Annotated in this window: 11 protein-coding genes; all 11 read left to right on the top strand. The window is 62.1% G+C overall.

What is annotated here, in order from left to right; all coding sequences use genetic code 11:
- The first annotated feature begins 115 nt into the window (after positions 1 to 115).
- On the top strand, positions 116 to 1,249 hold the full coding sequence (gene hybO, locus G5154_RS01985) for a hydrogenase 2 small subunit (RefSeq protein WP_216978671.1): 1,134 nt from the start codon (positions 116 to 118) through the stop codon (positions 1,247 to 1,249).
- A gap of 2 nt (positions 1,250 to 1,251) precedes the next feature.
- On the top strand, positions 1,252 to 2,298 hold the full coding sequence (gene hybA / locus G5154_RS01980; RefSeq protein ID WP_421250211.1) for a hydrogenase 2 operon protein HybA: 1,047 nt from the start codon (positions 1,252 to 1,254) through the stop codon (positions 2,296 to 2,298).
- Complete coding sequence (hybB, locus tag G5154_RS01975; RefSeq protein ID WP_421208417.1) at positions 2,291 to 3,478, top strand: Ni/Fe-hydrogenase cytochrome b subunit; 1,188 nt, start codon at positions 2,291 to 2,293, stop codon at positions 3,476 to 3,478. The genes hybA and hybB overlap by 8 nt, the downstream gene beginning before the upstream one ends.
- An 8-nt stretch (positions 3,479 to 3,486) precedes the next feature.
- Positions 3,487 to 5,190: a hydrogenase 2 large subunit gene (gene hybC, locus G5154_RS01970; protein WP_421250329.1), complete on the top strand. Its 1,704-nt coding sequence runs from the start codon at positions 3,487 to 3,489 to the stop codon at positions 5,188 to 5,190.
- A complete protein-coding gene (locus G5154_RS01965) occupies positions 5,190 to 5,720 on the top strand; it encodes a HyaD/HybD family hydrogenase maturation endopeptidase (protein ID WP_005351464.1) in 531 nt (176 codons plus the stop codon). The genes hybC and G5154_RS01965 overlap by 1 nt, the downstream gene beginning before the upstream one ends.
- Positions 5,702 to 6,241 carry a hydrogenase-2 assembly chaperone gene (gene hybE, locus G5154_RS01960; protein ID WP_421250210.1) on the top strand — a complete coding sequence of 180 codons (540 nt, stop codon included), beginning with the start codon at positions 5,702 to 5,704 and terminating at the stop codon, positions 6,239 to 6,241. Before G5154_RS01965 ends, hybE begins: the two co-directional genes overlap by 19 nt.
- Before the next feature lie 131 nt (positions 6,242 to 6,372).
- On the top strand, positions 6,373 to 7,983 hold the full coding sequence (locus G5154_RS01955; protein WP_421250209.1) for an ABC transporter substrate-binding protein: 1,611 nt from the start codon (positions 6,373 to 6,375) through the stop codon (positions 7,981 to 7,983).
- Complete coding sequence (locus G5154_RS01950; protein ID WP_421263854.1) at positions 7,968 to 8,978, top strand: ABC transporter permease; 1,011 nt, start codon at positions 7,968 to 7,970, stop codon at positions 8,976 to 8,978. The genes G5154_RS01955 and G5154_RS01950 overlap by 16 nt, the downstream gene beginning before the upstream one ends.
- Positions 8,968 to 9,783, top strand: a complete 816-nt coding sequence (locus tag G5154_RS01945) for an ABC transporter permease (RefSeq protein ID WP_421250207.1) — start codon at positions 8,968 to 8,970, stop codon at positions 9,781 to 9,783. Before G5154_RS01950 ends, G5154_RS01945 begins: the two co-directional genes overlap by 11 nt.
- Complete coding sequence (locus G5154_RS01940; protein WP_421263853.1) at positions 9,777 to 10,565, top strand: ATP-binding cassette domain-containing protein; 789 nt, start codon at positions 9,777 to 9,779, stop codon at positions 10,563 to 10,565. Before G5154_RS01945 ends, G5154_RS01940 begins: the two co-directional genes overlap by 7 nt.
- Positions 10,565 to 11,206, top strand: a complete 642-nt coding sequence (locus G5154_RS01935) for an ATP-binding cassette domain-containing protein (protein ID WP_421250205.1) — start codon at positions 10,565 to 10,567, stop codon at positions 11,204 to 11,206. The genes G5154_RS01940 and G5154_RS01935 overlap by 1 nt, the downstream gene beginning before the upstream one ends.
- Positions 11,207 to 11,324: the final 118 nt, after the last annotated feature.

Raw genomic sequence — 11,324 nt, 5'->3', positions numbered from 1 at the left:
AATAGGGGTAAGCCGGTCGAAGTTGATAGAGATCAATACTGTGATGTGGGTGAGTCCTTAGCATTTCTCCTATTAAGCATTTACCAAACAAGTGCTCACTACGGGAATAAGAAGAATGGTCGAGGATAATTTTTTATCGGCTCATGGGATTAATCGCCGTGATTTTATGAAATTGTGTGCCGGGATGGCCGCAACCCTGGGATTAAGTCAGAATGCCGTCGCCAAGATGGCCACTGCGCTCACCAGCCCCGAGCGGCCGCCGGTGATCTGGATAGGGGCGCAGGAGTGCACCGGCTGTACCGAGTCGCTGCTGCGCGCCACCCACCCCACCATCGAGAACCTGATCCTCAATACCATTTCGCTGGAGTACCACGAGGTGCTCTCGGCGGCCTTTGGTCATCAGGCGGAAGAGAACAAGCACAACGCCATCAAGCGCTATAAAGGCAAGTATGTGCTGGTGGTGGATGGCTCCATTCCGCTCAAGGATGGTGGCGTCTACTGCATGGTGGCCGGTGAGCCCATCGTCGACCATATTCGCCGTGCGGCTGCCGATGCGGCTGCCGTCATTGCCATTGGTTCCTGTGCAGCCTGGGGTGGCGTCCCTGCCAGTGGTGGCAACCCGACCGGCGCTGTCAGCCTTGAAGAGGCGCTCGGCAATATCGGCACCCCCATCATCAATATCCCGGGTTGCCCGCCCAATCCTCACAACTTCCTCACCACGGTTGCCTACTACATCACCTACGGCAAGCTGCCAGCGCTGGATAGCAAGAAACGTCCGCTGTTTGCCTATGAGCGACTGATCCACGAGAACTGCGAGCGTCGTCCGCACTTCGACGCAGGGCGTTTTGCCAAGGAGTTTGGCGATGAGGGGCACCGTCAGGGCTGGTGTCTCTACCATCTGGGCTGCAAGGGGCCGGAGACCTACGGCAACTGCTCGACCCTGGAGTTCTGCGATGTGGGCGGCGGCATCTGGCCGGTCGGCATCGGTCACCCCTGTTATGGCTGCAACGAGCAGGGGGTCGGTTTTAGCAAGGGGATCTTCCAGCTCGCCAAGGTCGAGAACCCGACTCCGAGGGTGGATAAACCAGATGTGAAGATCCAGGAGGGGGGCTATACCTCGCCCACCGCGACCGGCCTGATCGGTGGCGCCCTCGGGGTGCTGGTCGGGGTGAGTCTGATGACGGTGCGTGAACTCGGTCGCCAGCAGAAGCGCCACGAAGCCGGGCAGCACCCATCACGGGAGGAGTGACCGTGAACAGACGCAACTTCCTCAAATTTGCCTCCGTCGGCGCGCTGGCGGCGGGCACCACCGTCTCCGGCAGCGCATTGGCGGCGGCCGAGAACAAGCCGCCCATTCCCGGCGCGCTCGGCATGCTCTACGACTCTACCCTCTGCGTCGGCTGTCAGGCCTGTGTGGCGGAGTGTCAGCGCCTCAATGGCAATCCTGTCAACCCGGCAGGGGCGCAGACCTGGTCCAACAACGACAAGCTGACCCCCTACACCAACAACATCATTCAGGTGTGGAAAAGCGGCACTGGCGAGCACAAGGATCAGCTGGTGGATGGCTATGCCTACATCAAGAAGCAGTGCATGCACTGCGTCGATCCCAACTGCGTCTCTGTCTGTCCGGTGCAGGCTCTTAAAAAAGATCCCAAGACCGGCATCGTTCACTACGACCCGAGCGTCTGCACCGGTTGCCGCTACTGCATGGTGGGTTGCCCGTTCGATGTACCCAAATATGACTATGACAATCCGCTGGGGGCGATCCACAAGTGCGAGCTCTGCAACCAGAAGGGGCTTGAGCGAATTGATCAGGGCAAGTTGCCCGGCTGTGTCGAGGTGTGCCCCACCGGCGCCGTCATCTTCGGCACCCGCGAGGAGCTGATGGCCGAGGCCAAGCGCCGGTTGCTGGCGACTCCGGGCAGTGAATATGCCTATCCGCGCCAGACCCTCAAGGCCAACGACCCCTACCTGCACGAAGTGCCCAACTACCAGCCCTACGTCTATGGCGAGAAGGAGGGGGGCGGCACCCAGGTGCTGGTGCTGGCCGGGGTGCCCTATACCAAGCTCGACATGCCCGACTTGCCGGAGCTCTCCTCCGGTGCCCGCTCCGAGCATATCCAGCACACCCTCTACAAGGGGATGGTGCTGCCCATGGTGGTGCTGACCGGCCTTTCGGTGCTCATTCGCCGCAACACCAAGAATGGTCACGAACACCATCATGACGATGGCCATGATCAGGGGAGTGCGCAGATCAAGGATCAGGGCACCACAAAGGGAGGCAAGGATCATGAGTAATCACAAGGCGTATCCCCTCGGTGGCAAGCTGGTCAGCTGGCCTGTACTGGTGCTGGCCCCCTTTGCCGTGCTGTGCGGCATGTTGATTTTAAAACGCCTCGTCTTCGGGCTGGGCTCGGTCACAGATCTGAATGGCGGCTACCCCTGGGGGCTCTGGATCTCGTTTGATCTCTTGATCGGTACCGGTTTCGCCTGTGGCGGCTGGGCGCTGGCCTGGGCTGTCTATGTGTTCAACCGGGGCGAGTATCACCCGCTGGTGCGACCGGCCCTGTTGGCGAGCCTGTTTGGCTACTCGCTGGGCGGCCTCTCCATCACCATTGACGTCGGCCGTTACTGGAACCTGCCGTACTTCTACCTGCCCGGTCACTTCAACACCTCCTCGGTGCTGTTCGAAACTGCGGTCTGCATGACCATCTATATCGGGGTGATGGCGCTGGAGTTCGCTCCCGTGCTGCTGGAGAAGTTCGGCTGGAAGGCGTCACTTATTCGCCTCAACAAGATCATGTTCTTCGTGCTGGCGCTGGGGGCGTTGCTGCCCACCATGCACCAGTCCTCGATGGGCTCATTGATGATAGTGGCAGGGGAGAAGATCCATCCGCTCTGGCAAAGCTACGAGCTGCTGCCGGTCTTTTCGCTGCTGACCGCATTTATCATGGGCTTCTCCATTGTGGTGTTTGAAGGATCCCTGGTGCAGGCCGGATTGGCGGGGCGGGGCCCCAACGAGAAGTCGCTCTTCTACAAGCTGACCCAGGTGATCGATATCTTCCTGATCCTGTTTGTGGCGCTGCGTTTTGCCGAGATCGTCATCCACGACAAGTCGGCCTACCTCTCCGAGTTCAATCGCTACTCCATCATGTTCTGGAGCGAGATTGCGCTGATGATCTTCCCGTTGCTGGTGTTCCACTGGGACAAGAGCCGCCGGGATTCGCGCATGTTGTTCCTGGGGGCCCTCAGCATGCTGCTGGGCGCCGCCCTCTGGCGGCTGGATTACTCCCTGCTCGCCTTCAACCCCGGCAATGGCTACCACTACTTCCCCTCTGCGGAGGAGGTGCTGATCTCCCTGGGCTTTGTTGCCATCGAGGTGTGTGCCTATTTGCTGTTGATCCGGCTCTTGCCGGTACTGCCATCACTTGAACGTGTTCACCAAGATTATCAGGCCCGAGGGAAAGCCAACGTATGAGCCAACGTATGAGCCAACGTATCACCATAGACCCCATCACCCGCATTGAGGGGCACCTGCGTATCGACTGCGAAATCGAAGGCGGTAAAGTGACCAAAGCCTGGTCGTCCGGCACCATGTGGCGCGGCATGGAGGAGATCGTCAAGGGCAACGACCCGCGCGATGCCTGGATGATAGTGCAGCGCATCTGCGGGGTATGTACCTCCATTCACGCCATCGCCTCGGTGCGGGCGGTGGAGAACGCCATTGGCGCCAAGGTGCCGGTCAACGCCCAGTACATCCGCAACCTCATCATCGCGGCCCACAACATCCACGATCACATCGTCCACTTCTACCAGCTCTCCGCGCTGGACTGGGTGGACATCACCGCGGCCCTTGAGGCCAATCCGCAAAAAGCGGCGGACATGCTCAAGGGGGTATCAACCTGGTCCCTCAACAGTGCCGATGAACTGACCAAGGTGCAGGACAAGATCCGCGCGCTGGTGGCGAGCGGCCAGCTCGGCATCTTTGCCAACGGTTACTGGGGTCACAAGGAGATGAAGCTGAGCCCGGAGGTAAACCTCATCGCCGTGGCCCACTACCTGCAGGCGCTGGAGTGCCAGCGCGATGCCAACCGCATTGTCGCCATCCTCGGTGGCAAGAGCCCGCACATCCAGAATCTGGCGGTGGGCGGCGTGGCCAACCCCATCAATCTGGATGCACCGAGTGTGCTCAACCTGGAACGGCTGCTCTATGTGAAGAGCTTTATCGACCGGCTCGGCGAGTTTATCGAGCAGGTCTACAAGGTGGATGCCGCCATCATAGCCGCGCACTATCCCGAGTGGCTGACGCTGGGGCAGGGTGCCAAGCACTACCTGAGCGTGCCGGAGCTGCCCACCGATGCCAACGGCGGCAGCTTCCTGATGCCGGGCGGCTATATCGAGAATGGCAATCTGGCGGGTTATCGCCCCATCGAGAGCCATCAGGATGGCTGGCTGATGGATGGCATCGCCGAGAGCAACAAGCACGCCTGGTACAAGGATGACGAGCCCCTCAAGCCGTGGGAGGGCAAGACCGAGCCCGACTACACCGGCTGGCAGGATGACGGCAAATACTCCTGGGTCAAGTCCCCCACCTTCTACGGCAAGGTGGTGGAGGTGGGGCCCCTCGCCGATTTGCTGGTGAAGCTCGCCGCCAAACACCCGGAGACGGTGGCGCACTTCGATCAGCTGAACGGCCTCTACAAAACGCTCACCGGTTCTGCCATCAAGACTGAACAGCTGCACTCGACCCTGGGCCGCATCATCGGCCGCGCGGTGCGCTGCTGTGTGCTCAAAGACACCCTGTCTCATCAGTGGAAGGCGCTGGTGGACAACATCGGCAAGGGGGACACCACCGCCTATATCAAGGCGGAGATCCCGGCGGACAAGGAGTTTCGCGGAGTGGGCTTTGAAGAGGCTCCGCGCGGCATGCTCTCCCACTGGATCGTCATCAAGGGGGGCAAGATCGAGAACTATCAGGCGGTGGTGCCATCGACCTGGAACTCGGGCCCGCGCAACTTCAATGACGAGCCCGGCCCCTACGAGCAGGCGCTGGTGGGCACCCCGGTGGCCGATCCGGCCAAACCGCTGGAGGTGGTGCGCACCATCCACTCGTTCGACCCCTGCATGTCCTGCGCGGTCCACGTGGTGGATACCCAGAATGGCGAAACGACTCAGGTGAAGGTGTTGTGATGAATACCCTGATCCTGGGCGTAGGCAACCTGCTCTTGAGCGACGAAGCCGTCGGTGTGCGCATCGTCGAGGCGCTGGGGCGTGAATACCGTTTCGCCCCCGGTATCGAGCTGCTCGATGGCGGTACCGCCGGCATGGAGTTGCTCGAAGCGATGGCCAGTCGCGATCACATCATTCTGGTGGATGCGGTGCGCAGCGGTAATCCGCCGGGCACCGTCGTGACCCTGAAGGATGAGGAGATCCCGACCCTGTTTGGTCGCAAGATATCCCCGCACCAGCTGGGGCTGGCGGACGTGCTCTCGGCGCTGCACATGACGGGGGAGTCGCCCAAGCGGCTCACCCTGATCGGGGTCGAGCCTGAATCCCTCGAGCCCCGCATCGGCCTCACCCCTGTGGTGGCGGCTGCCATGGGTGAGGCGACGGATCGGATTTTGACCCTGCTGGCTGCCGTTGGTGCGCCCGCCATTGTGCTCTCTGAGCAGGAGAAAGCTGAACAAGCACGGGAGGGCCTATGGCGCAGTCCCATTTAAGCGAGGCTGAGAGAGTGCTGGAGATAGTACCGGAGACAGCGCAGGAGTTTGCCGGTTTTGCCACCAATCCAGCACCCTTGCTGGTAGCCCAGTACGAGCGGATCGCTCGGGAGGAGATGCAGGCGTTGCCTTTCTATCACCCGGACATGCCTATAGTGGCGGAGTGCACGTTGTTTGAAGGTCAGTGGCTCGGCTGCGTGCTCACCCCCTGGATGTTGAGCGTGGTGGTGTTGCCGGGGCCGGATCAGCTTTGGCCGGTTCGCAGCAGCAGCGATCGGCTCGCCCTGCAGCTCCCCTGCGGCAACATGACCTTTATGGTGGGTGAATTGCCCGAGACGGGACAGCTGCTGGCTTGCTCCCTGATGTCGCCGCTCGATCCCCATCTCGGTGCCGAGCAGGGGCGGGCGCTGGTGAGCAGCACCCTCAAGATGCTGCTCTCCTTGCCGGTGCAGCAAGGGACTGGCGGCGTGGATCTGGGTCGCAGACGACTATTCGGTGCCCGGCGCGGTCAACCGGCATAGTCGCTAGGTTTCACGCGAAATCAAGTTTAGAATAGGGGGCCATTTTGGCCCCTCACTCCCATGTTCAGACACGCATTCCACCTCTTTTTTGAGTGATGATCCGTGAGTGGTACAAAACAAGAAGGATCCCCATGACTGTTCCACGCAATTCCCTTCGCCATTACTGTGGCACCAGTGCTGCCGCCCTGTTGACTCTGCTGCTGGGCACTGCCTCTCACGCGGCGCTGGCCGCAGCCCAACCTGTGCCTGCCGAGCTCAAGCTCGCCATCGGAGCTGAACCCACCGAAGGGTTTGACCCTCTGCTTGGCTGGAGCCACGGCAGCTACCTGCTGCTGCATAGCCCGCTGCTCAAGCAGAACGCCGATCTCAGCTGGCAGAATGTGCTCACCCAAGCGGTGACCCCGAACAAGGATGGCAAGGGGTGGCTTATTACCCTCAAGCCGGATTTGAAATTCTCCAACGGCGCACCGCTTACCGCCGAGGATGTGGCCTTTACCTACAACAGCGCAGCCAAGGGTGGCGGCAAGATCGACATGGGCAACTTTGTCTCGGCCAAGGTGCTCTCGCCCACCGAGGTTGCCATCACCCTGAGTGCCCCCCAGAGCACCTTCGTCAACGTGCTGGGATCCTTGGGGATAGTGTCGAAGAAGGATTACGACGCAAAAGCATATGCCCAAAAGCCGGTCGGTGCCGGCCCTTACCGGTTGGTGAGCTTCCTGCCCGGCCAACAGCTGGTGGTAGAGGCGAACCCCTATTACGCCGGTGGCAACAATGACTTCAAGCGGCTGGTGTTTGTCTTTATCGATGAAGAGAGCGCCTACGCCGCGGCCCAGAGTAGCCAGCTCGATGTGGTGCGCATTGCCCCGTCACTGGCGCCCACCGTGCCTGCCTCCCTCAAGCTGTGGGTGCGGCCGAGCGTGGAGAATCGCGGCATCGTTTTCCCCATTCCGCCGGCGGGCAGCAAAGATGCCAAGGGTTATCCCATCGGCAACGACGTGACCTCGGACGTGGCGGTGCGCCGCGCCATCAACTACGCCATCGATCGCAAGCTGCTGGCCGATCAGCTGCTGGAAGGACATGCCATCCCCGCCTACAGCGCGGTGGAAGGTTTGCCCTGGCTGAACAAGGCCACCGCCTTCAAGGATGGCGATGCCGCCCACGCCAACGCCCTGCTCGACGAGGCGGGTTGGAAGATGGGCAGTGACGGCATTCGCCACAAGGGCTCCCTGCGCGCCGCCTTTACCCTCTGGTACACCAGTGGCGACAGCACCCGCCGGGATTTGGCGGAAGCGGTGCGTGCCATGCTCAAGCCCATCGGTCTTGAGGTGAGCCTCAAGTCCGGCAGCTGGGAGCAGGTGGAGCGGGAGATGCACGCCAATCCGGTGCTGATGGGGTGGGGGAGTCTGGATCCCATGGAGCTCTATCACCACTACCAGAGCGGCTCCGGTGGCGTGGAGTTCTACAATCCGGGCTACTACAGCAACCCTGTGGTGGATGGTCACCTCAAGCAGGCGCTGGATGCCCCGAACTGGCAGGCGGCCGTGCCGTTCTGGCAGCAGGTGGAGTGGGATGGCAAAACGGGCGCCGGAGTGCAGGGAGATGCCGCCTGGGCCTGGCTGCTCAATGTGCAGCACACCTATCTCGCTAACCGTTGCATCGATCTTGGCAAGGGGGCGCCGGAAATCCACGGTAGCTGGTCACTCCTCAACAACCTGCAGGATTGGCGGTGGACGTGCCGTTAAGTTCGCCCTTGAGTCATTCAGGTTATCTGTTGCTAAAAGCCCTGCTGCGTCTGGCAGGGCTGTTATGTCTGGTCTCGGTCGCCACCTTTGTGCTGCTGAGTTACTCCCCCATCGACCCCATCAAGGCCTATATCGGCAACGATCTGCTCCATGTGCCACCGGAGCAGTACGCCCGCATCGCCGCCCGCTGGGGGCTGGATCAGCCGCTCTGGCTGCGCTATTGGCACTGGTTTACTCAGGTGCTGCAGGGGGATCTCGGTTACTCCATGCTCTATAACGCACCTGTGGGTGAGGTCATAGGCCAGCGCTTTGCTGCCTCCTTCCTGCTGCTGGCGGGTGCCTGGCTGCTCTCCGGCTGTTTCGGCATTCTGCTGGGCCTCTGCGCCGGTCGCTATCTCAATCACTGGCCCGATCGCCTGATTTGCCGCTTCGCCTACCTGCTCGCCTCCCTGCCCACCTTCTGGGTCGGCCTGTTGCTGCTCGCCCTGTTTGCGGTGCATTGGCCACTACTGCCGGTCTGCTGCGCCTGGACGCCGGGTCTCTCCGCCGATGAGGCAGATTGGGCTATGCGAGCGCGCCATCTGTTGCTGCCGGTGACGACCCTGGCGCTGCTCGGGGTGGGCAACATTGCCCTGCATACCCGGGCGCGGGTGGCCGAGGTGCTGGAGAGCGACTTTATCCGCTACGCCCGTGCTCAGGGGGATGGCGGCTGGCCCATGCTGCGTTTTCATGTGCTGCGCCACGCTCTGACCCCGGCGCTCTGCCTGCAGTTTGCCTCCCTTGGTGAACTGATTGGCGGATCGCTCTTGGCCGAGAAGGTCTTCTCCTACCCGGGGCTCGGCCAGGCCACCGTGGATGCGGGGCTGCGGGGGGATATCCCCTTGCTGATGGGCATAGTGCTCTTTTGCACCCTGCTGGTCTTTATTGGCAACACGGTGGCCAGTTTGCTGCTGGCGCGCATCAATCGGGGTTGGGAGGGCGAGCATGCTGTTTAACCCGCTTCCCTCTATGGTGCGCTTGGCCGTGGCAATGATCGGGCTGGCGCTGCTGGCCACTTACGGCTGGAGCCTCTCTCATCAGGATGTGCCGATGGATCTGCTGGCGCGCCAGCAGCCTCCCTCGCTGACCCACTGGTTCGGCACCGATCAGATGGGGCGGGATCTCTGGTTGCGGGCCTTTCAGGGCACCCTCACCAGTCTGGAACTCGGCATCAGCACGGCCCTGTGCAGCGGTCTGCTGGCTATGGTGGCAGCGAGCCTCTCGCTGGTTCATCCCAAGTGCGATGCGGCGGTGCGAATGGTGATCGACGCCATGCTGGCGCTGCCCCATATGCTGCTGCTGATCCTGATCTGCTTTACCGTGGGAGGGGGGATGCGCGGGGTGATCCTGGCGGTGGCGCTCACCCACTGGCCCAAGTTGGCGCTGATCCTTTGCGCAGAAGCGCGGCGGATCGCCTGCAGCGACTATGTGGTGCTGGCCCGCTGTCAGGGGATGGGGGCGCTGCGTCGCTGGCGCATCCACCTGCTGCCGGGGCTGTTGCCCCAGTGGTTTATTGGCACCTTGCTGATGTTTCCCCATGCGGTGCTGCACAGCGCGGCCTTGAGCTTTCTCGGCTTTGGGCTGGCGGCCCACGAGGCCTCGCTGGGCCTGCTGCTGGCCGATGCCCTGCGTTATCTGGCCGGTGGCGGTTGGTGGCTGGCCCTCTTCCCGGGGCTGATGTTGCTGCTGCTGGTTTTGCTGTTTGATCAGGCTACCCGCGCTCTGCAACAGCTGCTGTGGCACAGGAGTGAACCATGCTGAGTTTTGACCAGGTGACCATAGAGGCGGCCCACTACTCCTGGCTGGGGCGACGCAGCTGGCAGCCATTGCTGACCGATATCAGCCTGCAACTGGCACCGGGGGAGATAGTGGCGCTGGTGGGGGGGAGCGGCGAGGGCAAGAGCCTGCTGCTGCAAAGCGCTCTGACCCTACTACCGGACAACCTGCGGATGCGCGGCAGCATCTCCCTCGATGGCACGCCTCTGTGCGACGCCAGCCGGGCCCGTCTGCGCGGTCACACCCTCTGCTATGTGCCACAGGGGGTAAGCGCCCTCAATCCATTGCTGACGGTGGAGCGTCAGCTGGGACGTGCGGCACGCCTCTGCGGCCAGAGCGGTTCTCGCGATCGGCTCGGCGAGCAGCTGCTGCGCTACCAGCTGCCCGCGACCACCCTGGACAGGTACCCACGCCAGCTCTCCGGCGGCATGGCCAAGCGCATTCTGGCCTGCACCGCGGCGCTTGGCGGTGCCCGCTACATTCTGGCAGACGAGATCACTGCCTGGCTCGACGAGGGGTTAGCCTGTCTGCTGCTCGGCCAGTTGCGTGAATTGGCCAATCAGGGCAGCGGTATCCTCTGGGTGACCCACGATCTGGCGCTGGCGGCCCGCTTTGCCGATCGCATTGTGGCGCTGCATCAGGGGCAGGTGAGCGATACCTTGAGCTGCCACCATCTGCGCCAGGGGCAGGGGAGCGAGATGCTCCGCGCCCACTGGCAGGCACTGCCGGAATTCAACGCGCTCTTCTCTGTGCCGGAGGTGTCCTGATGTTTGAAGTACGAAATCTCACTATCGCCCAGGGGGAACATCCCCTCTGGCAGGGGTTATCGCTGACGGTGAAAGCGGGCGAACGGCTCGGTATCTCCGCCCCGAGCGGTTATGGCAAGACCACGCTGGGGCGGGTATTGGCGGGTTGGCAACCGGTTGGGGCCGGCGGGCAGATCCTGCTGGATGGGCAGCCAGTACCTGAACAGGTAAAAGGTTATAACCCCATCCAGCTGGTGCCCCAGCACCCGGAACTCACCTTCAATCCCTATCGCACCACCGGGCAGGCGTTGTGGGATGTATGGCGCCCCGATGACGCCATACTGGCCCGCTTTATGGTCAAACCTGAGTGGCTCGGCCGTAAACCCGGTCAACTCTCCGGCGGCGAGCTGGCCCGCATCGCGTTGCTGCGCGCCCTCGATCCCCGTACCCGTCTGCTGATTGCCGATGAGGTGACCGCCCAGCTGGATCCGCAAATCCAGCGCCAGCTCTGGCGGGAGTTGATGATGGAGTGCGAGCAGCGCGGGCTTGGTATGGTGATATTCAGTCACCAGCAGGCATTATTGCGCCAGATCTGCCATCGTGTGCTGCGTTTTGGTGAGGTGCCTGCGGAGCAGGAGGCGATGGCCCGTAGCGTGGCCTGAGGATTGGCTTTCCCCTCATCCCCAACCCTTCTCCCGCAAGGGGAGAAGGGAGCAGACGGTGCCATTTCGCCAGGCTCGGGGTTTGGAATTTGGGAAATATGGCAGGTGTATGCTCGCA

Source organism: Aeromonas sp. 600527 (genome assembly GCF_049175415.1).
In the GTDB taxonomy this organism is placed as follows: domain Bacteria; phylum Pseudomonadota; class Gammaproteobacteria; order Enterobacterales; family Aeromonadaceae; genus Aeromonas; species Aeromonas veronii_A.
This window is presented reverse-complemented; position numbering and strand designations above follow the sequence as displayed.

Bases quoted from the DNA above. Each gene is read 5' to 3' on its own strand.
- G5154_RS01940 (WP_421263853.1), top strand. From the start codon at position 9,777: ATGCTGAGTTTTGACCAGGTGACCATAGAGGCGGCCCACTACTCCTGG.
- hybB (WP_421208417.1), top strand. From the start codon at position 2,291: ATGAGTAATCACAAGGCGTATCCCCTCGGTGGCAAGCTGGTCAGCTGG.
- G5154_RS01935 (WP_421250205.1), top strand. From the start codon at position 10,565: ATGTTTGAAGTACGAAATCTCACTATCGCCCAGGGGGAACATCCCCTC.
- hybC (WP_421250329.1), top strand. From the start codon at position 3,487: ATGAGCCAACGTATCACCATAGACCCCATCACCCGCATTGAGGGGCAC.
- hybO (WP_216978671.1), top strand. From the start codon at position 116: ATGGTCGAGGATAATTTTTTATCGGCTCATGGGATTAATCGCCGTGAT.
- G5154_RS01945 (WP_421250207.1), top strand. From the start codon at position 8,968: ATGCTGTTTAACCCGCTTCCCTCTATGGTGCGCTTGGCCGTGGCAATG.
- G5154_RS01965 (WP_005351464.1), top strand. From the start codon at position 5,190: ATGAATACCCTGATCCTGGGCGTAGGCAACCTGCTCTTGAGCGACGAA.
- G5154_RS01955 (WP_421250209.1), top strand. From the start codon at position 6,373: ATGACTGTTCCACGCAATTCCCTTCGCCATTACTGTGGCACCAGTGCT.
- hybE (WP_421250210.1), top strand. From the start codon at position 5,702: ATGGCGCAGTCCCATTTAAGCGAGGCTGAGAGAGTGCTGGAGATAGTA.